At 71.2% G+C, this 21,421-nt stretch carries 24 protein-coding genes; 7 read left to right on the forward strand and 17 right to left on the reverse strand.

Annotation, left to right across the window (positions count from 1 at the left end; genetic code table 11):
- The 4 genes from BM204_RS23030 to BM204_RS23035 form a co-directional block, all read right to left on the reverse strand.
- On the reverse strand, positions 1 to 209 hold a 209-nt coding region (locus BM204_RS23030), incomplete at its 3' end, for a hypothetical protein (RefSeq protein ID WP_439895898.1).
- Positions 206 to 604 (reverse strand): transposase, encoded by a 399-nt coding sequence (locus BM204_RS23680; RefSeq protein ID WP_174813050.1) that lies wholly within the window; start codon positions 602 to 604, stop codon positions 206 to 208. The genes BM204_RS23030 and BM204_RS23680, both read right to left, overlap by 4 nt.
- Before the next feature lie 194 nt (positions 605 to 798).
- Positions 799 to 978: a hypothetical protein gene (locus BM204_RS19775; RefSeq protein ID WP_091117042.1), complete on the reverse strand. Its 180-nt coding sequence runs from the start codon at positions 976 to 978 to the stop codon at positions 799 to 801.
- Positions 971 to 1,156 carry a hypothetical protein gene (locus BM204_RS23035; protein WP_218031403.1) on the reverse strand — a complete coding sequence of 62 codons (186 nt, stop codon included), beginning with the start codon at positions 1,154 to 1,156 and terminating at the stop codon, positions 971 to 973. Before BM204_RS23035 ends, BM204_RS19775 begins: the two co-directional genes overlap by 8 nt.
- A 700-nt stretch (positions 1,157 to 1,856) precedes the next feature.
- On the opposite strand from BM204_RS23035, the gene BM204_RS19785 reads away from it, so the two are divergent.
- Positions 1,857 to 2,357: a hypothetical protein gene (locus tag BM204_RS19785; RefSeq protein ID WP_091117047.1), complete on the forward strand. Its 501-nt coding sequence runs from the start codon at positions 1,857 to 1,859 to the stop codon at positions 2,355 to 2,357.
- 70 nt (positions 2,358 to 2,427) lie between these two features.
- Positions 2,428 to 3,630, forward strand: coding sequence for a YibE/F family protein (locus BM204_RS19790; RefSeq protein ID WP_091117049.1), 1,203 nt, complete (start codon positions 2,428 to 2,430; stop codon positions 3,628 to 3,630).
- An 11-nt stretch (positions 3,631 to 3,641) separates the two neighbouring features.
- Here BM204_RS19790 and BM204_RS19795 read toward each other — a convergent pair whose 3' ends face one another.
- Positions 3,642 to 4,820 (reverse strand): saccharopine dehydrogenase family protein, encoded by a 1,179-nt coding sequence (locus BM204_RS19795; protein ID WP_091117051.1) that lies wholly within the window; start codon positions 4,818 to 4,820, stop codon positions 3,642 to 3,644.
- 50 nt (positions 4,821 to 4,870) lie between these two features.
- Between BM204_RS19795 and BM204_RS19800 the strand changes: the two genes are divergently transcribed.
- The gene (locus tag BM204_RS19800) at positions 4,871 to 5,140 is read left to right on the forward strand and encodes a DUF2277 domain-containing protein (RefSeq protein ID WP_091117053.1); all 270 of its coding nucleotides are present in this window, start codon (positions 4,871 to 4,873) and stop codon (positions 5,138 to 5,140) included.
- Positions 5,137 to 5,976 carry a Sir2 family NAD-dependent protein deacetylase gene (locus BM204_RS19805; RefSeq protein ID WP_091117055.1) on the forward strand — a complete coding sequence of 280 codons (840 nt, stop codon included), beginning with the start codon at positions 5,137 to 5,139 and terminating at the stop codon, positions 5,974 to 5,976. Before BM204_RS19800 ends, BM204_RS19805 begins: the two co-directional genes overlap by 4 nt.
- Here the strand turns inward: BM204_RS19805 and BM204_RS19810 are convergent.
- Together BM204_RS19810 and BM204_RS19815 are read right to left on the reverse strand one after the other, a co-directional pair.
- Positions 5,969 to 6,334: a hypothetical protein gene (locus tag BM204_RS19810; RefSeq protein WP_091117057.1), complete on the reverse strand. Its 366-nt coding sequence runs from the start codon at positions 6,332 to 6,334 to the stop codon at positions 5,969 to 5,971. The genes BM204_RS19805 and BM204_RS19810 overlap by 8 nt on opposite strands.
- A 193-nt stretch (positions 6,335 to 6,527) precedes the next feature.
- Complete coding sequence (locus BM204_RS19815; protein ID WP_091117060.1) at positions 6,528 to 7,214, reverse strand: iron-dependent transcriptional repressor DtxR; 687 nt, start codon at positions 7,212 to 7,214, stop codon at positions 6,528 to 6,530.
- Between the two features lie 61 nt (positions 7,215 to 7,275).
- Here BM204_RS19815 and BM204_RS19820 point away from each other — a divergent pair, with 61 nt between their 5' ends.
- From BM204_RS19820 to BM204_RS19830, 3 genes are read left to right on the forward strand one after another with little or no spacing between them, the layout of a single operon-like run.
- Complete coding sequence (locus BM204_RS19820) at positions 7,276 to 8,598, forward strand: cryptochrome/photolyase family protein (protein WP_091117062.1); 1,323 nt, start codon at positions 7,276 to 7,278, stop codon at positions 8,596 to 8,598.
- Positions 8,595 to 9,341, forward strand: coding sequence for a hypothetical protein (locus BM204_RS19825; RefSeq protein ID WP_091117065.1), 747 nt, complete (start codon positions 8,595 to 8,597; stop codon positions 9,339 to 9,341). Before BM204_RS19820 ends, BM204_RS19825 begins: the two co-directional genes overlap by 4 nt.
- Positions 9,338 to 10,927 carry a glycoside hydrolase family 13 protein gene (locus tag BM204_RS19830; RefSeq protein WP_091117067.1) on the forward strand — a complete coding sequence of 530 codons (1,590 nt, stop codon included), beginning with the start codon at positions 9,338 to 9,340 and terminating at the stop codon, positions 10,925 to 10,927. Before BM204_RS19825 ends, BM204_RS19830 begins: the two co-directional genes overlap by 4 nt.
- Here BM204_RS19830 and BM204_RS19835 read toward each other — a convergent pair.
- From BM204_RS19835 to flgK, 10 genes are all read right to left on the reverse strand, one after another.
- Positions 10,911 to 11,354: a MarR family winged helix-turn-helix transcriptional regulator gene (locus BM204_RS19835; protein WP_091117069.1), complete on the reverse strand. Its 444-nt coding sequence runs from the start codon at positions 11,352 to 11,354 to the stop codon at positions 10,911 to 10,913. The two genes, BM204_RS19830 and BM204_RS19835, sit on opposite strands and share 17 nt — an antisense overlap.
- The gene (locus BM204_RS19840) at positions 11,351 to 12,889 is read right to left on the reverse strand and encodes an MDR family MFS transporter (protein ID WP_091117071.1); all 1,539 of its coding nucleotides are present in this window, start codon (positions 12,887 to 12,889) and stop codon (positions 11,351 to 11,353) included. The genes BM204_RS19835 and BM204_RS19840 overlap by 4 nt, the downstream gene beginning before the upstream one ends.
- Positions 12,890 to 13,140: 251 nt before the next feature.
- Positions 13,141 to 14,721 carry a methyl-accepting chemotaxis protein gene (locus tag BM204_RS19845; protein WP_091117073.1) on the reverse strand — a complete coding sequence of 527 codons (1,581 nt, stop codon included), beginning with the start codon at positions 14,719 to 14,721 and terminating at the stop codon, positions 13,141 to 13,143.
- Positions 14,615 to 15,511 carry a nitrogen regulation protein NR(II) gene (locus BM204_RS19850; protein ID WP_143099848.1) on the reverse strand — a complete coding sequence of 299 codons (897 nt, stop codon included), beginning with the start codon at positions 15,509 to 15,511 and terminating at the stop codon, positions 14,615 to 14,617. Before BM204_RS19850 ends, BM204_RS19845 begins: the two co-directional genes overlap by 107 nt.
- Before the next feature lie 5 nt (positions 15,512 to 15,516).
- Positions 15,517 to 16,047 carry a chemotaxis protein CheW gene (locus BM204_RS19855; protein ID WP_246166575.1) on the reverse strand — a complete coding sequence of 177 codons (531 nt, stop codon included), beginning with the start codon at positions 16,045 to 16,047 and terminating at the stop codon, positions 15,517 to 15,519.
- Complete coding sequence (locus BM204_RS19860) at positions 16,044 to 18,242, reverse strand: chemotaxis protein CheA (protein ID WP_091117078.1); 2,199 nt, start codon at positions 18,240 to 18,242, stop codon at positions 16,044 to 16,046. The genes BM204_RS19855 and BM204_RS19860 overlap by 4 nt, the downstream gene beginning before the upstream one ends.
- Positions 18,243 to 18,344: 102 nt before the next feature.
- A complete protein-coding gene (gene csrA / locus BM204_RS19865; RefSeq protein ID WP_091117148.1) occupies positions 18,345 to 18,581 on the reverse strand; it encodes a carbon storage regulator CsrA in 237 nt (78 codons plus the stop codon).
- A 106-nt stretch (positions 18,582 to 18,687) separates the two neighbouring features.
- Positions 18,688 to 19,104, reverse strand: a complete 417-nt coding sequence (fliW, locus tag BM204_RS19870; protein WP_091117080.1) for a flagellar assembly protein FliW — start codon at positions 19,102 to 19,104, stop codon at positions 18,688 to 18,690.
- Between the two features lie 32 nt (positions 19,105 to 19,136).
- Positions 19,137 to 20,027 (reverse strand): flagellin N-terminal helical domain-containing protein, encoded by an 891-nt coding sequence (locus tag BM204_RS19875; RefSeq protein ID WP_091117082.1) that lies wholly within the window; start codon positions 20,025 to 20,027, stop codon positions 19,137 to 19,139.
- On the reverse strand, positions 20,027 to 21,421 hold the full coding sequence (gene flgK, locus BM204_RS19880; RefSeq protein ID WP_170259296.1) for a flagellar hook-associated protein FlgK: 1,395 nt from the start codon (positions 21,419 to 21,421) through the stop codon (positions 20,027 to 20,029). The genes BM204_RS19875 and flgK overlap by 1 nt, the downstream gene beginning before the upstream one ends.

A 21,421-nucleotide genomic window follows, 5' to 3' on the forward strand; every position in this document is an offset into this window, starting at 1 on the left:
ACCCGCTGGCGTTCAGCGTCGGTGAGCGCGTTCGGCGGCGTCGGCCGCGGTCCACGCACGGGTGCGGGTTCGGGCCCGAACGGCAACCCCGCACGCCGCAGAGCTTCGGCCTCGGCGCGGTAGTGACTGGCCCGCGAGCGACCCAGCAACGCACACGCTGTCGCGATGCTCATCAACGCGGCGAGCTCGGCGACCAGCGGCACGATCACCGCTTCGACCGCCTCTCGTCCACCTTGGCCACCGGGCCGGCCAGGTCCGCGCTCTCGGAGAGCGTCTCCAAGAGCGCGTGTGCTTTTCCCATCAGGTCCAGCGCCGCCTTGTGCTTGGCGAGCTCAGCCTCGGCCTTCTCCGCGCGCGCCCGCAGCTGGGCGACCTCCCGGTCGCGTTCACGCTCACGCCGGTCCCGGGTCGCCGGGGCGAGCCCGGCGGCGGCACCCGCCTGGGCGGCCCTGCGCCACTCGATGATGTGCGAGGAGTACAGGCCTTCGCGACGCAGGATGCTCCCGCGCACACCACGATCAGCTGCCTCGTACTCGGCGAGAATCTGCGCCTTGTACTCCGCGGAGAAGCTACGCCGTTTCGGTCGATTAGCCCTGGGTCCCATGACCCCATCATCGCTACTGCTGCCAGCCACATCGGCCGTCGTCATCGTCATCGTGCTCGTCTCGCTTCTCACCCCGTGCAAGGGAACGAACTCAGAGGAGGTGTCTCACTCAACTCTGACGCACAGGGGAGCCCTGCTGCATGGCTTGGCGCAACAGGCGTCGCACCAGCGCGGAGGTAGGGATGTGCTCGTCGCTAGCCCTCTGACGCAGTTGCTGCGTCTAGCTCACTGTCGATGCGCAGGTGCATCGGTACGTCCAGCGCGGCGGTCTTCTCGACCGCTTCAGCCTCTGCGGCCTCGGCTTCTTCACCGGCGACTTCCGCGAGGATCGCATCGTGGCGCGTGCGGCGCGCCACCTGCTCGGGGTTAGTCATCAGTTGTGTCCTTTCGATCGAGGTAGTCCCGCAGGTCAACGCCGCGGGTCTTCCAGGCAGTCACGCCGGAGAGGTCGTGCGGGTCGATGATCACGGTGAGGACGAAGCCCGCGGCCGGCGAGTAGCCGATGAGCCGTGTGTAGGCCGCCTTGCTCTTGGGGTCAGGGTTGCGGGCCACCAGGGCGGGATCGGCCGCCGCCTGCAAAGTCCACTCCGGCTCGATGTCCGTCGCGCCGGGACAGCGGGTCGAACGGCTACGGATGTGAGCGGCGTCCCGGGTCCCACCACAACTCCACCAACACACCCCGATTGTGGCGCATTGCGCTACACACGCCGCGCATTGTGGGCCTGGCCGAACAGCAACAGACCCGTGCGCGAGTCCTCGGCGGCGCCGGCTTCTCCTGGGGCGATCCCGCACACGCTCCGCCGCGCGGATTGCGACCCTGTTCCATCTCGGCACTCCGACCCGGTGAGGACCGCGTGGGTCTATTTCGAGGGCGACAAGTCCGACCGCGCGATCCACCTCTGACCCGGCCGAGTTACCTACTTTGTTACCTACTTTGAGCCTCAACGGCACTGATTCGCCATGACCCGAGATGAGACGTACTGAAACGCACTGCGGACAAGCGAGAGGTCGCAAGTTCGACTCTTGCCTGGGGCACCACCGTGTCGTGTGCAGGTCAACGCGCCCGTGCAGTCGCGTTCATCTGGACAGCCGGCTCAGACGGCGAAGTCCGCGTAGACGAGGTCGAGCCTGATCGATGAGGTGACGAGAAGCCCCACGGCCGGGAGACCGGGTCGCTAGGCTCACGCGACCCTCGACGGCTCAGGCCGCTGCCTCCCGCGCACCTGCGTGCGCCCCCCACCCAGGAGCCCTCATGCGACACCACCCTCTCCCCCGTCCGCTCCAGCTCACCGCGGCGGCCCTCCTCGCCCTCGTGCTCGCAGGCGGGCTCTCCGCCTGCGGCGGCGACGACGCGGGCGAGACCTCCACGACCTCCGAGACCACGGACGAGGCGGACGAGCCGACTGAGGACACCGCCGACACCACTGACACATTCGTGGCCGACGCCAACGCGGTGTGCGCCGGCCTCTACCCCGACATCAACGCCGTCGGGGCCACCCTCGACCCCGCCGACCCCACCACGGTCACCACCGACTTCCTGCCCCTGGTCCAGGAGCTCCAGGACGAGCTGGTCGTCCTGACCCCTCCCGAGGACCTCGCCGCCGACTACGACGCCGTCCTCGCCGAGCAGCAGGTCAACCTCGACGCCATCACGGCCGATCCCGCCGCCCTCTTCGAGATCGACGGAGGCGCGACCAACGAGGCGTTCGACGCCCTCGGCCTCACCACCTGCGGCAGCGGCAGCGCCGGCTGACCGCGTCCCGGGTCGCCATCGGCGACCGATAGCCTGACGCCGCCCCAGCACGGACGACGCCAGGAGACCCATGGGCCACGGACACGGTCATTCCCATCGAGCCGGCGGTGAAGGCGACTTCGAGGTCGACCGGACCCCGCGCCTGGTGCTCCTGACTGCCCTGGCCCTCGTCGCCGTCGTCACGCTCGCGGGGCTGGTGCTGCTCTGGCCGGACAGCGACGCCGCCGACGAGCTCCAGGGGTCGGTGGGCTTCGCGGCCGAGGGGGTGACCTTCCCGGAGGCGGTGGTGCGGGAGGTCGAGCCCGCGTGCGCACCCGACGCCGACGCCGACCCGGCGGCGCAGGCCTGCGGGCGGATCCGCGCGATCGTCGACGAGGGGGCGAGCGAGGGCACCCAGGTGCTCGTCAACGTGCCCCCGCAGATCAGCGACTCCGGTCTCGACCCCGGCGACCGGATCGAGCTGGTCCGCCAGCCGCAGGACGGAGAGGGCCAGTTCGGCTACTTCGGCACCGAGCGCTCCGGTCCGCTGTGGATCCTGAGCATCCTCTTCGTCGTGGTCGTGCTGGGCATCGCCCGGCTGCGCGGACTGATGGCGCTGCTGGGCCTGGCGTTCGCCGGCGTCGTGGTGCTCGGCTTCGCGGTCCCGGCCCTGCTCACCGGCGAGCCCGGCATCCCCGTCGCGCTCGTCGCGGCCACCGCGATCATGTTCGTCGTCCTCTACACGACACACGGCTTCTCGATCCGCACCAGCACCGCGCTCGCCGGCACCCTGGCCGGCCTCGCGATCACCGCCGTGGTCGGCTGGTGGGCGGTGCATTCGACACACCTGTCGGGCATCGCCGACGAGGGCGGCGGCTTCCTCACGACGTTCGCCAGCGAGATCAACTTCCAGGGCCTGCTGACGGCAGCGGTGATCATCGCCGGGCTGGGCGTGCTCAACGACGTGACCATCACCCAGTCGTCGGCCGTCTGGGAGCTGCGCGCCGCGTCGCCGTCGATGAGCCGCACCGAGATCTTCACCAGCGGCATGCGGATCGGGCGCGACCACATCGCCTCCACGATCTACACGATCGTCTTCGCCTATGCCGGCACCGCGCTCACGCTGCTGCTCGTGCTCCAGCTCTACGACCGGCCGATGACCGACCTGATCGGCACCGAGGAGATCGCCGAGGAGATCGTGCGCTCGCTCACCAGCAGCATCGGCCTCGTGCTCGCCGTGCCGATCACGACGTTCATCGCCGCCCTCACGGTGCCTCGGGCACGCCGACCCTGAGTCAGGCCAGGTCAGGCCAGCGCCTCGAACGTGATGCCCTGGGCGTGGAGGCGGGCGAGGAGGTTGTCGCCCATCGCCTGGGCCGTGGTGACCTGGCCGGAGGTGGTCGGGTTGTCGTCGAGGACCAGGCACAGCGCCGCCTCGGCGAGCATCTTGGCGGTCTCCCCGTAGCCCGGGTCACCCCCGGAGACGCGGGTGTGGATGGTGCGACCGTCGCCTTCACCGATGAAGTCGACGGTGAACCACGACTTCTCGCGCTTGGCCGCGTCGGGGCCCTCGCCCTGCTTGACCCGGCCCAGCATCAGGTTGCGCAGCGGCTTGACCTGCGCGGCCAGCGCGATCACGCCGACCCCGGCGGCACCGCCCGCGGCATAGTGGAGCGTCTTGGTGCCGGCGTAGTGGGTGTAGCGGAACTTCGGCCCGTACGACGCCAGGGCAGCCCCCGAGCGCTGGACGACGAACGGGTCGATCGTCGGCATCGGCAGCAGCCAGAAGCCGAGCTGCTTGTCGCGGTGGGGCTTGCCTCCGACCGAGCGCGAGGAGCGTCCGTCGGCCGGCTCCGGCTCGACGCGGCGACGGGCGGTGGAGGCCTCCTTCATCTGCTGGGGTCGCGACATCGCGGTCATCGCGGAGTGGAAGGTGCCGCCGGAGAACATGCCGCTCGCGCGGACCACGCCGCGCACGGAGACCGGCCCGGACGCGGCGAGCTGCTGCACGGTGTACATCGCGCCCAGGTCGTGCGGGATGGAGTCGAAGCCGCAAGCGTGCACCAGCCGGGCCCCGGAGGCGACGGCGGTCGCGTGGTGCGCGACGTACATCCGGTCGACGAACTCCGGCTCACCGGTGAGGTCGACGTAGTCGGTGCCGGCCTCGGCGCACGCGGCGACGAGCGGCTCACCGTGGGTGAGGTAGGGGCCGACGGTGGTGATGACGACCTTGGTGCGCCCTGCGACGTCGGCCAGCGAGGCCGGGTCGGACGCGTCGGCCACGAGCAGCGGGAGGTCAGCCAGCTCGGGCCGGTCGGCCGCCAGGTGAGCTCGCACGCGCTCGAGCTTCTCCTTGCTGCGCCCGACCAGGGCCCAGCGCAGTCCGGTCGGGCCGTGCTCGGCGAGGTAGGCGGCGGTCAGGCCGCCGGTGAAGCCGGTGGCCCCGAAGAGGACCAGGTCGAACTCGCGGGAGGTGTCATCCATGGAGTCATCGTGGCACCCCCGCACGTCGTGCTGCGACGTAGTCTCGTCGCATGTGCCGCAACATCCGCCCGCTCAACAACTTCGAGCCCCCGGCCACGCGCGTCGAGGTCACGGCCGCCGCGCTGCAGTACGTCCGGAAGGTCAGCGGCACCGCCAAGCCGTCGCAGGCCAACCAGGCCGCCTTCGACCAGGCAGTGCGCGAGATCGCGCACCTCACCCAGCACCTCCTCGACGACCTGATCACGACCGCTCCACCGAAGGACCGCGACGTCGAGGGCGCGAAGGCCCGAGCCCGAGCCGAGCTCCGCTACGCCCGGTGAGCCAGACCCCGGACACCCAGGTCTCGGTCGACCACCGAGACGCCGCGCTCGCCCTGCTCGTCGGCCGCACCCTGGTCGTGCTCACCGGGGCCGGGCTGTCCACCGACTCCGGGATCCCCGACTACCGCGGGCCGGGCTCCCCGTCGCGGACGCCCATGACCTACCAGGAGTTCGTCTCCGGCCCGGAGGCTCAGCAACGTTACTGGGCGCGCAGCCACCTGGGCTGGGGCCGCATGCGGCGCGCCGAGCCCAACGCCGGCCACCGGGCACTCACGGCTCTCGACCCGAGCCTGCTGATCACCCAGAACGTCGACGGCCTGCACGAGGCGGCCGGGTCACGGCGGTTGGTCGCGCTCCACGGCCGGATCGCCGACGTCATCTGCCTCTCCTGCCGGGAGACCACTTCTCGCCGGTCGCTGCACGAGCGACTGGCGGCCCTGAACCCGGGCTTCGACGAGCGGCACTCGAGCGTCGAGACCCGTCCGGACGGTGACGTGGACCTCGAGGAGACCGCGGGCTTCGTGGTGCCCGGCTGCGTCGACTGCAAGGGGGTCCTCAAGCCGGACGTGGTGTTCTTCGGCGAGAACGTGCCGGGGCCCCGCGTCGAGCGCTGCTACGCCGCCGTCGACGCCCTGGCCGACACCGGCGGGGTGCTGCTGGTCGCGGGGTCCAGCCTGACCGTGATGAGCGGCTTCCGGTTCGTCCGCCGGGCGACCAAGCTGGGGGTGGCGGTGGTGATCGTCAACCGGGGAGAGACCCGCGGCGACGACCAGGCGACGTACAAGCTCGAGGTCGGGTGCAGCGACTTCCTCGAAGGACTGGTCGCGATCAGCTGACGAACTGGATGTCGACGAGGCCCTCGGGGGTGTCCGAGGCGCGGTTCCGCACCTCGCCCAGCAAGTCGGCCACCTCGTGCACCTGGCTGCGCTCCACCGACATCGGCGAGCCCGAGAGTCGCTGGGCGGCGAGGTCGGCCGGCAGGCGGACACCCATGCGCAGCCGGTAGGTGGTGTCCTCCAGGGTGAAGCCCACCTCGTCGACGACGGCCGCGTGGAAGCCGCCGTCGGCGTCGAGGATGATGACCGACTCGTCGTGGTCGAGCCCGCGCTCGAGACGCGTCTCGCTGTGCAGCACCTCGACGCACACGCACTTGGACAGCGCCCGCGCATTGATGGGGACGGCGATCAACTCCATGGTGCTACCTCCTCTGGGAGAGGCCCCCCGGCCACTCCCCCTGAGAACGCGCGACGATGCGACGCGGTTACGGTCTCGAGACCAATGGTCTATCCCGGGGGCATAAACCTCAAGTGCCACGCCCTGCTGTCGAACAAGGGGGATTAAAGTCCCTCCACCTGGCCAGACCCGCGAAACAACGCGGAACCGGCGATCAGAGGCGCCGGACGAAGATGTGATCGGCCGCGTCGTGCGCGATCTCGGCGGTCTCGCCGCCCGAGCCGACGAGGACGCCCTCGCCCGTCGCGATGATCGTGACGGTCTTGTCGGGGATGGCCCCGACGCGCCGCATGGCGCTCATCAGGGGCTCGTCCTTCTGCGTCTCCTCGGAGATGCGGCGCACCAGCACGCGGACCTCCTCGGGCCCGGCCGCCTGGGACAGGGACTCGAGCCCGTCCATGAAATCCTCTCCGCCGGAGCTCTGACCGAGCTCCTCGAGGCCGGGGATCGGGTTGCCGTAGGGCGACTCGGTCGGGTGGTCGAGCAGCTCGAGGAGCCGGCGCTCGACGGTCTCCGACATCACGTGCTCCCAGCGGCAGGCCTCCTCGTGCACGAGCTCCCAGTCGAGCCCGATGACGTCGATGAGCAGACGCTCGGCCAGCCGGTGCTTGCGCATCACTCGCGTCGCGAGCTGGAGTCCGACCTCGGTGAGCTCGAGGTGTCGGTCGCCCTCGACGGTGAGCAGCCCGTCGCGCTCCATGCGGGCGACGGTCTGCGAGACGGTGGGTCCGCTCTGGTGGAGACGCTCGGCGATGCGTGCGCGCAACGGCACGATGCCCTCCTCGACCAGCTCATAGATGGTCCGGAGGTACATCTCGGTGGTGTCGATCAGGTCGCTCACCCGCCCATTCTTACCCATGCCTTCCCTACTCCCGTCTCCCCGGCCTGGCAGGCTGGAGGCGATGCCTTCCGTGATGTGGTTCCGCCGCGACCTCCGCCTCCGTGACAATCCCGCGCTCGTCGCGGCGGTCGCCGACGGTGACGTCCTCCCCCTCTTCGTGCTCGACCCCGCCCTGTGGGACCCCGCGGGTGCCGTGCGCCGCGCCTACCTGGGCGCCTCGCTGCGCTCCCTCGCCGAGGACCTGCCGCTGTGCGTGCTCCACGGCGACCCCGTGAGCCAGGTGGTGCGGGCCGCGCGCGAGGTCGGGGCCGCGCGGGTCCACGTCGCGGCCGACTTCGGTCCCTACGGCCATGATCGCGACCTACGGGTCGAGGCCGCCCTGGCCGACGCCGGGATCGAGCTGGAGCGCACCGGGTCGCCGTACGCCGTGGCCCCCGGCCGCGTCACCAACGGCAGTGGGGCGCCCTACAAGGTCTACACGCCCTTCTCCAGGGCCTGGGCCGACCACGGTTGGCGCGGCGCGGTCGACGCCCCGAGCGACGTCACCTGGCTGCGCGTCGAGGACACCGTCGACCTCCCCGACGACACCGCGCCTGAGGGCGTAGAGCTGCCGGAGGCCGGCGAGGCCGCAGCGCACGCCCGCTGGAGCGACTTCCTCGACCGGGTCGCGGACTACGACGAGGATCGCGACAAGCCGGGCGTCGAGGGCACCTCGCGGATGTCGGTGCACCTCAAGTGGGGCGAGATCCACCCCCGCTCGATGCTCGCCGACCTCGCGCCGCTGCGCAGCGCCGGCGCCGCGACCTACCGCAAGGAGCTGGCGTGGCGGGAGTTCTACGCCGACGTGCTCGCGGCCCAGCCGCACACGGCGCGCGACTACCTGCGACCCGACTATGCCCGGATGCGCTACGACGAGCCGGGCGCGCAGCTCGACGCGTGGCGCGAGGGTCGCACCGGCTTCCCGGTCGTCGACGCGGGGATGCGCCAGCTCCGCGCGACCGGCTGGATGCACAACCGGGTGCGGATGATCGTGGCCAGCTTCCTGGTCAAGGACCTGCACCTGGAGTGGCAGCACGGGGCGCGGCACTTCATGGAGCGGCTCGTCGACGCAGACCTGGCCTCCAACCAGCACGGCTGGCAGTGGACCGCGGGCAGCGGCACCGACGCGTCGCCCTACTTCCGGGTCTTCAACCCGACCAGCCAGGGCAAGAAGTTCGACCCACGCGGCGACTACGTGCGTCGGTGGGTGCCCGAGCTCGCCGACGTCGCGGACCCGCACGACCCGAGCGCCGACGACCGCGACCGCGTCGACTACCCGTCGCCGCTCGTCGACCACGGCGCCGAACGCCAGGAGGCGCTCGCGCGCTGGGAGGAGATCCGATGACCGACCTCGTCGTGCCGAGCCGCTTCTGTGGACCCCCCTCGTCAGGCAACGGCGGCTGGACCGCGGGCGCCCTGGCCATGCTCGTCAACGGGCAGACCGAGGGCGCCACGGTGACCGTCTCGTTGCGCCAGCCCCCGCCCCTCGACACCCCGATGCCGGTGAGCCAGGACGACGGCTGGACCGTGGCGTCGTACGACGGCCGGCCGGCCGTGCGGGCCCGCCTCGACCAGCGCCCGCTCACCCCGGTGGAGCCGGTCGGGCTCGAGGAGGCGCGCGCCGCGGAGACCCGCTATCCCGGCCTGGTCCACCACCCCTTCGCCACCTGCTTCGCGTGCGGCACCGCACGCGCTGAAGGAGACGGCCTGCGGATCTTCCCGGGCCGTGTCGACGACGTCGACGGCTTCACCCGTGCGGCAGCCACCTGGAGGCCGCACGCCAGCACCGCCGACCCGCTCATGATCGAAGGCGAGGACGTCGCTTCCCTGCCCGCGACCTGGGCCGCCCTCGACTGCGTCGGCGCCTGGGGTGCCGACTTCGGCGAGCGGCTGATGGTGCTGGGCTCCATGACCGCCAGGATCGACGCACGACCGAGGATCGGAGAACCCCACGTGGTGATCGGCAGCTCGCGCGGCCAGGACGGCCGCAAGACCTTCACGGCCGCGACCCTCTACGACAGGGACGGCCGGGTGGTCGGCACCGCCGAGCACCTCTGGATCGCTGTCGACGCGGCGGCCTTCGCATGAGCGGCGCCTCAGGCATCGGCACGGTGGGGACGGAGTGGTGGCGCCACGCGGTCGTCTACCAGGTCTACGTCCGCAGCTTCGCCGACGGCGACGGCGACGGGGTCGGCGACCTGCCCGGGATCACCTCCCGGCTGCCCTACCTCCGCGACCTCGGTGTCGACGCGGTGTGGCTGACGCCGTTCTACCGCTCGCCCCAGCACGACCACGGCTACGACGTCGCCGACTACACCGACGTCGACCCGCTCTTCGGCTCGCTCTCCGACGCCGACGACCTGATCGCGACGGCCCACGACCTCGGGCTCAGGGTGATCGTCGACCTGGTCCCCAACCACACCTCCGGCGACCACGTGTGGTTCCAGGCGGCGCTGGCGGCCGAGCCCGGCAGCCCCGAGCGTGCGCGCTACCTCTTCCGCACCGGCCGCGGCACCGACGCGAGCGAGCCACCCAACAACTGGCGCTCGGTGTTCGGTGGACCGGCCTGGACCCGCGTGGGCCATACCGACCAGTGGTACCTCCACCTCTTCGACACCAGCCAGCCCGACCTCGACTGGCGCAACCCCGAGGTCGCTCAGATGTTCCTCGACGTGCTGCGCTTCTGGCTCGACCGCTCCGTCGACGGGTTCCGCGTCGACGTCGCGCACGGACTGCTCAAGGAGGCGAGCCTGCGCGACCAGCGCCTGGTCGGCGAGGCGAGCGACATCTTCGAGGTCGGCGGGCACGAGGACGACGAGCCCATGTGGGACCAGCCCGAGGTTCACGACGTCTACCGGCAGTGGCACGCGGTGCTCGCGGACTACGACGGCGACCGGATGGCCGTGGCCGAGGCATGGACCACGACCGTCGAGGCCAATGCCCGCTACGTCCGCTCCGACGAGCTGCACCAGGCCTTCAACTTCGACTGGGTGATGGCGTCGTGGTCGGCCGCCGCGTTCGCCGCGGTCGTCACGACGACCCTGCCCGCGATGACGGCGGTCGGCGGGGCGCCCACGTGGGTGCTCAGCAACCACGACGTCCACCGCCACGCCACGCGCTACGGCGGCGGCGAGACCGGCCGTGCGCGGGCCCGCGCCGCGACGCTGGTCTCGCTCGGGCTGCCCGGCTCGGCCTACCTCTACCAGGGCGAGGAGCTCGGGCTCGAGGAGGTCGACGTCGCCCCCGACGACCGGCAGGACCCGTCGTGGTTCCGCACCGGCCAGCCCGGTCGGGACGGCTGCCGCGTGCCGATGCCCTGGTCGGGCGACCACCCGCCGTACGGCTTCGGACCCGGGACGGGACAGCCCTGGCTGCCGCAGCCGGACGCCTGGGCGTCGCTCACCGTCGCGGCACAGCAGGGTGTCGAGGGTTCGACGCTGGAGTTCTACCGTGGGGCGCTGGCAGCGCGGCGGAGCCTGACCGACGCACCCAGCGAGGTGAGCGTCGAGGTCTCAGGCGACGTGCTGACCGTGGTGCGCGGCGACCTGACGATCGTCCTCAACTGCGGTGCGTCACCGGCGCCCCTGCCGGCAGGCACCCTGGTGGCGGCCAGCGGCCCGGTCGGCGAGGACCTGCCCGCCGACACCGCGGTCTGGCTCACTCCGACTGGCTGAGTGCCTGGTTGTAGCGGCCGAGCTCCTCGACGAAGTCGGCGAGCTCGGCCGCCGACCAGTCGCCCAGCTGCTCGTCGAGCCACTTGCGACGATGCTCCGCGACGTCGGCCAGCCGACGCCGGGCGTCGTCGCTGGCGGAGAGCAACGAGGCGCGGCCGTCCTCCGGGTCCTGGGACCGGTCGACGAGACCGAGGTCCACGAGGTGCTGGACCTGGCGGCTGATCGCGCCCTTGTCGATCGCGAAGATCTCGGCCATCGCCGAGGAACGGGTCGGGCCGTGCTCCGCGAGGTAGGCCAGCATCAGGTACGACGACGGCTGCATCTCCTCGTGCACCAACCGGGCCCGCACCCCGATCACCCGCTTGACGCGGCGCACCAGGACGCCGACCTCCTGCTCGAGCTGACGCAGTGAGTCGGCGCGGTTCATGCCTGAACCGTAGCGGTGTCGGCGCCCTCGCGGTCCTCGTCGGGGACGTAGTTGGTGGTGCGCAACGGCACCTCCTTGATGAACAGCACGCAGACCAGCGCGACGACCGCGAACGGGGCGGAGACCAGGAACAGGTGGCCGACCGCGTCACCGAAGGACGACTCGTAGAGCGCGCGGACCGGCGCCGGGAGGGTGCTCAGGTCCGGGATCGTGTGGCTGCGGTGCGAGGTGGAGGGGACGCCCATCGAGTCGAGACCGTCGCGGACGCTGGTGGCGACCTGCGAAGCGAGCAGCGCACCCAGGGCAGAGACCCCGATCGAGCCACCCATCGAGCGGAAGAAGGCGACGACGGAGCTGGCGGCGCCCATGTCCTCGATGCGGGTGTTGTTCTGCACGGCGAGCACGAGGTTCTGCATGGTGGCGCCGAGGCCCAGGCCGACCAGCGCCATGGAGGCGCCGACCAGGACCAGGTCGGTCTTCTCGTCGATCTGGCCCAGCAGCGCGAGGCCGACGATGACCAGGACCATCCCGCCGACCAGCCAGCGCTTCCACAGACCGGTGCGAGTGATGATGCGACCCGAGAGGATCGAGGAGACCAGCAGGCCGCCGACCATCGCGATCGACATCAGTCCGGCGTCGGTGGGGCTCATCCCACGGGCCAGCTGGAAGTACTGGGAGAGGTAGACCGTCGCCCCGAACATCGCGATGCCGACCATGACGGAGGCACCCGTGGCGAGTGCCGTCGTACGGTCCTTGAAGAGGCGCAGCGGGATGATCGGGTCCTGGGCGACGCGCCCCTCGACCCAGAGGGCCGCGGCGATCACGGCGGCGCCGCCGATGAGCATCACCGCGGTGGTGGCGGAGGCCCAGGCGAACTGCTGGCCCGCGAGGGAGACCCAGATCAGCAGGATGGAGACGCCGGCGACGATCAGGGTCGCGCCGAGGTAGTCGATGCTGACGTCGCGCCGGGTGACGGGCAGATGCAGCGTGCGCTGCAGGACCACGAAGGCCAGCGCCGCGACCGGCAGACCGACGAAGAAGCAGCCGCGCCAGCCCAGCGGGCTGTCCACGATCAGGCCGCCGATGAGCGGGCCGCTGACCGTGGCGAGCGCGAAGACGGCGCCGATGTAGCCGGAGTAGCGGCCGCGCTCCCGGGGGCTGACCATCGTCGCGATGACGACCTGGACCAACGCGGTGAGACCACCGACGCCGATCCCCTGGACGACGCGGGCGCCGATGAGCACCCCCATGTTGGGCGCGAAGGCCGCGACCAGCGAGCCGACGGAGTAGATCACCAGCGCCGACTGGACGAGCAGCTTCTTGCTGAACAGGTCGGCGAGCTTGCCCCACAGCGGGGTCGTGGCGGTCATGGCGAGCAGCGTCGACACCACGACCCACGTGTAGCCGGTCTGGCTGCCCTCGAGGTCGGTGATGATCCGTGGCAGGGCGTTGGTGACGACGGTGCTGGAGAGCATCGCGACGAACATCGCCAGCAGGAGACCACTGAGGGCCTCGAGGATCTCGCGGTGCGTCATCTGCCCCGCCTGCTCGGCGCTGGGCCCTGATGCGGACGGCCCTGATGCGGACGGGGTGACGACCTGCGACACGGAAGCTCGATTCATGATCACTAGAAGGTTGACTTCCGCAACCATATTCCCAGTTCGTTGCTCCCGGCAACCAGATGTGTCCCACCCCACCCGCGCCCCCCATGCCGAGTCGGCGCGATGTCGCATGCCGAGTCGGCGCGATGTCGCAGATCTCTGCGATGTCGCGCCGACTCGACCTGCTAGACGGTGAAGCGGCTGACCAGCTCCTTGAGCTCCGTGGCCATCGTGGCCAGGTCGGTGGCCGACTGGAGCGTGTTCTGCGCACCCTGGCGGGTGTCGTCGGCGGCGCTCGCGACCTGGGTGACGTCCGCGGCGATCTCGTTGGCGCCGGCAGCCGCCTCCGTGACGCTACGGGCGATCTCGTTGGTCGTGGCCGTCTGCTCCTCGACCGCCGAGGCGATGGTCGTCTGGATGTCGTTGATCCGGCCGATCACCTCGGCGATCTCGCTGATCGCCGAGACGGCACCCTGGGTGTCACCCTGGATGGCGACGATCTTCTGACCGATGTCCTCCGTGGCCCGCGCGGTCTCCTTGGCCAGCTCCTTGACCTCGCTGGCGACCACCGCGAAGCCCTTGCCGGCGTCACCGGCCCGGGCCGCCTCGATGGTGGCGTTGAGCGCGAGCAGGTTGGTCTGCTGGGCGATCGAGGTGATCACCTTGATGACCTGACCGATCTCGGCGCTGGACTCACCGAGATTGGCCACGGTGCCCTGGGCCGAGCTGGCCACGCCGACCGCTCCGGTGGCGACCGAGGCTGCCTCGGTGGCATTCTGGGCGATCTCGCGGATGCTGGCCGTCATCTGCTCCGCGGCACTGGCCACGGTCTGGATGCTGGCCGACACCTCGACCGAGGCGCCCGAGGCGCTCGCGGCACGGTCGGAGGTAAGCGTCGCGCCCTCCCCCATGCCCTGCGAGAGGATCGTCAGCTGCTCGGAGGCGACCGCGAGCGAGTCGGCGGTCTGACCGATGTTGATCATGCTCTCCCGCAGCGTCCTGATGAGCGAGCTGAGGCCGCCAGCAAGCTGGCCCACCGCGTCGTCGCCGGTCACGTCGAGCTCCTGCGTGAGGTCACCCGCACTGGCGGCGCGCACGACGGCCAGCACGATGTCGACCTTCGCAGCCATCTCGGCCGCCGAGGCCCGCTCCAGGCTCTCCTTCTCGATGCGCTCGAGAGCAGACGACACCAGGCGACCCACGTTGCGCAGCGCGTCGAGACGCTCGACGCTCGGGCTCAGGGTCTCGGTGGCGAAGAAGTCCATCGTCGCCACGACCTTGCCCCCGATCATCACCGGGAAGCACACGCCGGACTTGACCCCGACCCGCTGGGCGACCGGAGCCCGCACGCAGTCGGTCATCTCCCCGATGTCCTGGATGAAGAACAGGTCCTCGTTGGCCCAGGTGCGACCCGACAGGCCGACCCCCCGGGCGAACGACGCCTCGAGGGTCACCCGACGGAACTCGGCGCCGGCATCACCCGACTCGACGCGGAACTTCAACACGTTGTCCGAGGAGTCGATCGCCCAGTAGGACCCGTAGGCCCACCCGAACTCCGCACGCACCGTGTCCAGGGCGATCTGCACCGCCTGGTCCACCGAGCTGGCAGCGCTGAGGCTGGCCAGCACCTTGTTGACCGCGGCGTTGTCCGCCACGGACTCACGTGCCTCGTTCTCCTGGGCGAGCCGCTCCAGCGCACCGGAGACGAGACGACCCACGTTGCGGAGCGCGTCGAGACGCTCGACGCTCGGGCTCAAGGTCAACACAGCCGGACTTGACCCCGACCCGCTGGGCGACCGGAGCCCGCACGCAGTCGGTCATCTCCCCGATGTCCTGGGTGAAGAACAGGTCCTCGTTGGCCCAGGCGCGACCCGACAGGCCGACCCCGCGGGCGAACGACGCCTCGAGGGTCACCCTGCGGAACTCGGCGCCGGCATCACCCGATTCGACGCGGAACTTCAACGTGTTGTCCGAGGAGTCGATCGCCCAGTAGGACCCGTAGGCCCACCCGAACTCCGCACGCACCGTGTCCAGGGCGATCTGCACCGCCTGGTCCACCGAGCTGGCGGCGCTGAGCCCCGCCAGCACCTTGTTGACCGCTCCGGAGTCGCTGACGGACTCGGCGAGCCGTTGCTCGGCAGCGAGCTTGTCGGTGATGTTGTCCCACGTGGCCATCGCGCCGACGTACTGGCCGTTCTCGTCGCGGATCGCGTGCACCGTCAGGTCGAGGGTCTCGGGACCCACCTGGATGTTGGCGCGCCGTGGGAGGTCGCTGCCGTCGCGCAGGAGCTGGCGCTGGTGCTGCGGGCGCTGGTGGAAGATGTCGATGTTGGCGCCGACGATCTCGTCGATCGAGATCGGGATCCAGTCGGCGAGGCGCAGCAGACCCTCGCGGGTGGCGTCGTTGGCGTAGGTGATGTTGAGGTCGAGGTCGCAGAGCATGACGCGGGTCGGGATCGCGTCGAGCACGCCGGGCAGCGACCTGAGGTCCACCCCCTGGGGGGCCGCCGCGGCCCTGGGCTTGCTGCGGCCGTTGACGCTGGGCCTGGTGTCCATCTCGGTCACGGTGTTCCTCCGGGTGTGGTGTTGGTAGCGATAGCTGGGGAGAGGGCAGGAGCGGGAGTCTCGGGGGCGGTGCTCACGTCGACCGCGCGGTCGGCATCGACGACGAGGAGGATCGATCCGTCGAGCGGCATCACGCCGCGCACGACGTCCTGGATGCTGCCCGGCAAGTTGGCCGGGGTGGGCTGGAGCTCGGCCCCTGCGATGTCGATCACGTCGCCGATGTCGTCGACGAGGAGGGAAACCACCTCGCCACGGCTGCGCACGATGACGTTGGCGGGCAGCTCGCCCTCAGGACGGGGCGGCAGCCCGAGACGGCAGCGCAGGTCCAGGGCGGTGACGATCTGTCCTCGCAGGTTGATGAGGCCGTGCACGGCCTGCGGCGCGCGTGGCACGGCGGTCATCCGCTGGTAGCGCAGCACCTCCTGCACCTGCTCGACCGGCACGCCCAGGAACAGTCCGTCGACCCAGAACGTGCAGCACTGCTGGCCGGGCGCCATGACCGCGCGGGTCGTGCTCGTGGCAGTCATGAGATCAGCTCCAGAGGTCGTACGACGGCGTCCAGGTCGACCAGGTCGGTCACTCGGTCCTGCACGACTGCCGAGCCCAGCACGCCGGCGCGCCGGCCCACATCGGTGGTGACGATGGCCTCGTCGACCACGTCGAGCACCCGGTCGATGACGATCCCGACCCGGCGACCGTTCTCCTCGTGGACGACCACGGAGATCTGCTCGCGCTCACCGGGGGTGTCCTGAAGGCCGATGGCTGGAGCGAGTCGGAGGAGCCGGAGGATCCCGTCGCGGTACTGGACGACCTCGCTGGAGCCGGAGCGCTCGATGCGGGAGGAGTCGAACTCCTCCAACCGCGAGACCGCGGTCAGCGGCAGGGCTGCCCGGCGGCCGTTGGCGACCTCCAGCACCAGGAGCGCCTGGCTGCCGACGTCAGCGCTCACGGTCGAGGTGTCGGTGAACTCGGTGGGCGTCAGCGCCCGGACGCGGGCGATGCCGCCCACGTCGAGGATCAGCGCCACCTGGCCGTCGCCCATGATCGTCGCGCCGGCGTAGACGGGCAGCGCCTTGAGCTGGCGACCGATGGGCTTGACCACGATCTCCTGGGTGTCGTGCACCTCGGCGACACAGAGCCCGAAGCGGATGTCGTCGGCCTGCACGACCACGACCGTGAGGGCGTCGGTCTCCGGGCGCTGCCCGGTGAGGGTCTCACCGAGCGAGACCAGCGGCAGCAGCCGACCGCGCAGACGCAGGACAGGGGCGCCGGCCAACGTCTCCACGCTGTCGCGCAGGTCCTGGCCCTCGAGGCGCACGAGCTCGACGAGGTTGGCCTGCGGGATGGCGTAGCGCTCGCCGCCCTCGGCGACGACGAGGGCCGGGATGATGGCCAGCGTGAGCGGGATCCGCACGCGGCAGGTGGTGCCCGCTCCGACGGTGCTGAGGATGTCGACGCTGCCGCCGATGCGCTCGATATTGGTGCGTACGACGTCCATGCCGACACCTCGTCCGGAGACGTTGGTGACCGCGGCCGCGGTGGAGAAGCCGGCGCGGAAGATCAGGTCGAGCACCTCGCGGGGCTCCATGCGGGCGAACGCCTCCCGGGTGATGACGCCGCGCGACACCGCCGCCTCGCCGATCTTGACCGGGTCGATGCCGGCCCCGTCGTCGTCGATCTCGACGACCACCTGGCCGCTCTCGTGGTAGGCGCGCAGGTGCAGGCGCCCCGCGGGTGACTTGCCGGCCGCCACCCGTACGTCGCGCGGCTCGAGGCCGTGGTCGAGTGCGTTGCGGACCAGGTGCGCGAGGGGGCCCTTGAGCGCCTCGAGCAGCGAGCGGTCCAGCTCGGTGTCGTGGCCCTCCATCTCGAGCTCGACCTCGCGACCGAGCTGGTGGGCGAGGTCCCGAACGATGCGCGGCATCTTCGACCAGACCTGGGCCATGGGCTGCATGCGCGTGCGCATGACGTCCTCCTGGAGCTCGCTGGCCACGAGGTTCAGTCGTTGCGCGGCGCGGACGAGCTCGATGTCGTCGGAGGCCTCGGCACGCTGGAGGATCTGGTTGCGGGTCAGGACGAGCTCGCCCACGAGCTGGACGAGGCTGTCGAGGAGCTCGATGTCGACCCGTACCGAGGAGTCCACGACCCCCCGCTTCTCGGTTCCGTCCGCCGGCTCCTCCGCCACGGCGGGGGCAGGGGCCGGGGCAGCGGCCGGCTCGGCAGCCACCAGCGGCAGGCGGTCCTCGACCACCTCGGGCTCAGGCTCCGGGGTCAGCTCGACGACGGGCTCAGGCTCCGGGGTCAGCTCGGCGACGGGGGCCGGAGCGGCCTCGCCGTCGAGGACCCGCTGCAGGGCGGCGACGACCACGTCGACGTCCACGGTCGGGTCGGTGTCGAGCCCGTTGCGCTCGACCCCCTCCAGGAGGGCCCGGACCGTGTCGACCATCGACAGCAGGACATGGGTGACCTCGACGTCCATCGTCATCTTGCCGTCGCGCAACTGGGACAGCAGGTTCTCACCGACGTGGGTCAGGCTCTCGAGGCGGTGGAACGCCAGGAAGCCGCTGGTCCCCTTGATCGTGTGGATGGTGCGGAAGACGCTGGAGAGGAGCTCACGCGATCCCGGGGAGCGCTCGAGCTCCACCAGGTCACGGTCGAGGTGGTCCAGGTTCTCGTGGCTCTCCACGAGGAACTCCTGGATGATCTCGGCGTCGTCGTTCATGGGTCCTCCCCCTGCGCTCGGAGCGCGTTGGAGGTCCCATCGGCCCCGGCAGCGGGGAGTTGAGCGATCCGGGGCGGCCCTCGGACGGAGGGCCGGGCTGGTCTACTCCGGACGGTTGCGCAGCGCCTCGGCGAGCGACGCGACGGCCTGCTCGCTGGGCGACGCGGCGTCGCGGTTGCTGGACTCCAGGGCCTCGAGCAGCTCGGCGCGGTGGACCGCGACCGAGCGGGGCGCGTCGATCCCGACGCGCACGACGTCGCCTCGGACCTCAAGGATCGTGATGGTCACGTTGTCCCCGACGACGACGCTCTCTCCGGCGCGGCGACTCAGTACCAGCATGGCGCCCACGCTACCGCTCAGCCGGGCGTACGGCGGGCACGTCCCGCACCGCCGTGCGTCACCGGGCGCGTCCCGGGCCGGATGACGGGCCGGATGACGGGCCGGATCAGCCGAGCAGCGGGGTGCTGACGGAGAGCGCCGGGTCGTCGAGGATGACCTGGCGCGCCTTGCGGGTGACGGTGTTGACCAGCACGGGGGCGGCCAGGTTGGCGGTGGTGCTTCCCAGCGAGTCACCGGCGTTGAGCACGACCAGCACGAGCACGTCGTCGGCGGAGGTGATCTCCAGCTCGGCGACGGTCGCGTCGTCGACGACGGGGGCGTAGTCAGGGAAGAACGCCGACGGCGGCAGCACGAGGAACCTCAGGTCCGGGTCCTCCAAGGAGCGCAGGGCACAGAGCACGCTCGCGGCGCCGGACCCGGCCTCGGACCCGCCGACGCTGTCGAGCTGCACGAGCGCGAACTGCCGCAGGTCCGGGAAGCCCGGCAGCGGCTGGACGAGCTCGATCACGGGGATGTCGGGCATGGGTCTCCTGAGGGCGGTGGCAGCACTCCGGATCATCGCAGAAAGTCCAACAGGCTCGGCTGCATGACGCGGGCCGTCGCGGCGAGGGCCGCCTGGTAGGCGACCTCCTGCATCCTCAGGTCGACCATCGCCCGGGGCAGGTCGGTGTTCTCCACCTCGGAGAGTGAGGTCGTGAGGTCCAGGACCGCGTCGCGGCCGCGCTGGGCGGCCTGCTCGATCCGGGAGTAGCGGGCACCCGCGGTGGCCCGGGCCGAGCCCAGGTCCTCCAGCCGGCCCTCCAGGGCACCCAGACCCGAACGGATCCCAGGCGTGTCACCGGTGCGCAGCGCGAGGACCAGCGCGTCGAGGTCGTCGAAGAGCGACGCACCGTCGGGGCCCACGACGTCGGTGCCGAGCACGTCGACCCGCACCTTCACGCCGTCGGCGATGGTGCGGTTGACCGCCCCCGGCACCCCCACGAAGGCACCCGAGGCGTCGAAGGCCGACGACCCGGAGGTCACGCCCCCGAAGATCGGGCGGCCGAGGTAGGTGGTGTTGCCGGCCGAGACGAGACCGTCTCGGATCTGCTCGACCTCCGTGGCAAGGGCCTCGCGGGCGGCCTGCGAGGTGGTGCCGGAGCTCGCGCCCTGGAGGCCGAGCTCGCGCGCCCGACGTACCTGGTCGGTCATGCCGCCCAGGGTCGCGTCGACGACGCCGAGCCAGCCGACGCCGTCCTCGGCGTTGCGGACGAACTGCGTCTGGTCGGCGATCGAGGAGCGCATCCGCATGGCGGCGGTGGTCTGCGTGGGCGAGTCGGAGGGACGGTTGAGCACCCTCCCGGTGGAGATCTGCTCCTGCACCTTGGCCAGCCGGGAGAGGCCGAGCTGCAGCGAGCCGACCGAGCGGTCGCTGAGCATGTTCTGGGTGACGCGCATGGTGGTCATCAGCGCAGCAGTCCTGTCCTGTTGATGAGGGTGTCGAGCACGGAGTCCATGACGCTCATGACGCGTGAGGCCGCCTCGTAGGCGCGTTGGGCCTGGAGCATGGAGACCGTCTCCTCGTCGAGGTTGACCCCCGAGAGCTGCTCGCGGGCGCCGTCGACCTGGTTGGTCAGGAGGCTCTGCGAGACCGCGAGCCGCTGCACCGAGGCCACCTCGGTGCCGAAGCCGTTGACGAGGCGTTGGTAGTCGCCGTCCGCGGGACCGGTCACCCCGAGCAGGTCGGCGTTGGACCCGTCGAGCCCTCCGCCGGTGATGCCCGACGCGGCCACCGAGGCCGGGTCGGTCAGCGCGACCGTGATCGTGCCGGCCGCATCGGCCGCGTTGTAGGAGAAGAGTGGCTGACCGGCGGTCCCGCCGAGGTCGTAGCCGGCCGCGTGCTGGGCGTTGACCGTGTCGGCCAGGGTGCGGGCGACGGCGCTCAGCCCGTCGGCGTACGCCGGGAGCGTCGTGGTCAGCAGGTCGGCGACGGCGCCGACCTCGCCCCGCAGCCCGGTCGGCACGGGGACGCTCGTGGCGCCCGTGACGACGGTGAAGCCGACGGGCTGACCGTCGTCGCCGCCGCTCGGGGTCACGCCACCGGAGATGACGAAGGCGCCCGCGTCCTTGCCTGTCACCAGGGCGACCCCGCCGACCGTGACGTCGAGCCCGCCGTCGGTGCGCACGGTGGCGACGGAGCCGGTGAGCTCGGAGAGCCGGAGCGCGAGCTGGTCGCGCTGGTCGAGCAGGGTGCCGGCGTCGGTGCCGTTGAGCTTGGCGACCGCGACGTTGGCGTTGGTCGAGGCGAGGTCGGAGGCGACGGTGTTGACCTCGCTCACCATCGCCTGCAGGCGGAAGCGCTGGTCGGACTGCTCGGAGGCGATGTTGGTGGCCTGGTTGCGCAGCGCCCCGGCGAGGGTCTCGGCGCGGGCGAGCAGCTGGCCGCGGGCGGCGTCACCCCCGGGGTTGTTGGCCAGGTCGTGCCAGCTCGAGCGGAAGTCCGCCATCGCGGCGGCCACCCCGTTATCCCCGGGCTCGCCGATGCCGCTCTCGACCCGCTGAAGCACACCGGCGCGCACGTCGAGATAGCTCTGGGCGCCGTGCTCCCGGCGCGCGCGGGCGTCGAGGAAGCTGTCGACCATGCGCTCGGTCGCGCCGGTCGCGACCCCACCACCGACGCCGTCGTAGCGCGACCACATGGCCGGCTGGACCGGGGCACCGATGGCTTCGCCCCCGACCCGCCGCCGGGCGTAGCCCTCGGTGGTCGCGTTGGCGATGTTGTTGGCCGCCACGTCCATGGCGACGCGGTTGAAGCGCAGCGCGGTCAGCGCCGTGTTGAGCGAGGACAGGGTCCCGGCCAC

Origin of the sequence: Nocardioides psychrotolerans (assembly GCF_900113685.1) — a bacterium.
GTDB lineage: Bacteria > Actinomycetota > Actinomycetes > Propionibacteriales > Nocardioidaceae > Nocardioides > Nocardioides psychrotolerans.

Coding starts and splice junctions, on each gene's coding strand:
- BM204_RS23680 (WP_174813050.1), bottom strand. CDS start 604: ATGGGACCCAGGGCTAATCGACCGAAACGGCGTAGCTTCTCCGCGGAG.
- BM204_RS19775 (WP_091117042.1), bottom strand. CDS start 978: ATGACTAACCCCGAGCAGGTGGCGCGCCGCACGCGCCACGATGCGATC.
- BM204_RS19785 (WP_091117047.1), top strand. CDS start 1,857: ATGCGACACCACCCTCTCCCCCGTCCGCTCCAGCTCACCGCGGCGGCC.
- BM204_RS19790 (WP_091117049.1), top strand. CDS start 2,428: ATGGGCCACGGACACGGTCATTCCCATCGAGCCGGCGGTGAAGGCGAC.
- BM204_RS19795 (WP_091117051.1), bottom strand. CDS start 4,820: ATGGATGACACCTCCCGCGAGTTCGACCTGGTCCTCTTCGGGGCCACC.
- BM204_RS19800 (WP_091117053.1), top strand. CDS start 4,871: ATGTGCCGCAACATCCGCCCGCTCAACAACTTCGAGCCCCCGGCCACG.
- BM204_RS19810 (WP_091117057.1), bottom strand. CDS start 6,334: ATGGAGTTGATCGCCGTCCCCATCAATGCGCGGGCGCTGTCCAAGTGC.
- BM204_RS19820 (WP_091117062.1), top strand. CDS start 7,276: ATGCCTTCCGTGATGTGGTTCCGCCGCGACCTCCGCCTCCGTGACAAT.
- BM204_RS19825 (WP_091117065.1), top strand. CDS start 8,595: ATGACCGACCTCGTCGTGCCGAGCCGCTTCTGTGGACCCCCCTCGTCA.
- BM204_RS19830 (WP_091117067.1), top strand. CDS start 9,338: ATGAGCGGCGCCTCAGGCATCGGCACGGTGGGGACGGAGTGGTGGCGC.
- BM204_RS19835 (WP_091117069.1), bottom strand. CDS start 11,354: ATGAACCGCGCCGACTCACTGCGTCAGCTCGAGCAGGAGGTCGGCGTC.
- BM204_RS19840 (WP_091117071.1), bottom strand. CDS start 12,889: ATGACGCACCGCGAGATCCTCGAGGCCCTCAGTGGTCTCCTGCTGGCG.
- BM204_RS19850 (WP_143099848.1), bottom strand. CDS start 15,511: ATGGACACCAGGCCCAGCGTCAACGGCCGCAGCAAGCCCAGGGCCGCG.
- BM204_RS19855 (WP_246166575.1), bottom strand. CDS start 16,047: ATGACTGCCACGAGCACGACCCGCGCGGTCATGGCGCCCGGCCAGCAG.
- BM204_RS19860 (WP_091117078.1), bottom strand. CDS start 18,242: ATGAACGACGACGCCGAGATCATCCAGGAGTTCCTCGTGGAGAGCCAC.
- csrA (WP_091117148.1), bottom strand. CDS start 18,581: ATGCTGGTACTGAGTCGCCGCGCCGGAGAGAGCGTCGTCGTCGGGGAC.
- fliW (WP_091117080.1), bottom strand. CDS start 19,104: ATGCCCGACATCCCCGTGATCGAGCTCGTCCAGCCGCTGCCGGGCTTC.
- BM204_RS19875 (WP_091117082.1), bottom strand. CDS start 20,027: ATGACCACCATGCGCGTCACCCAGAACATGCTCAGCGACCGCTCGGTC.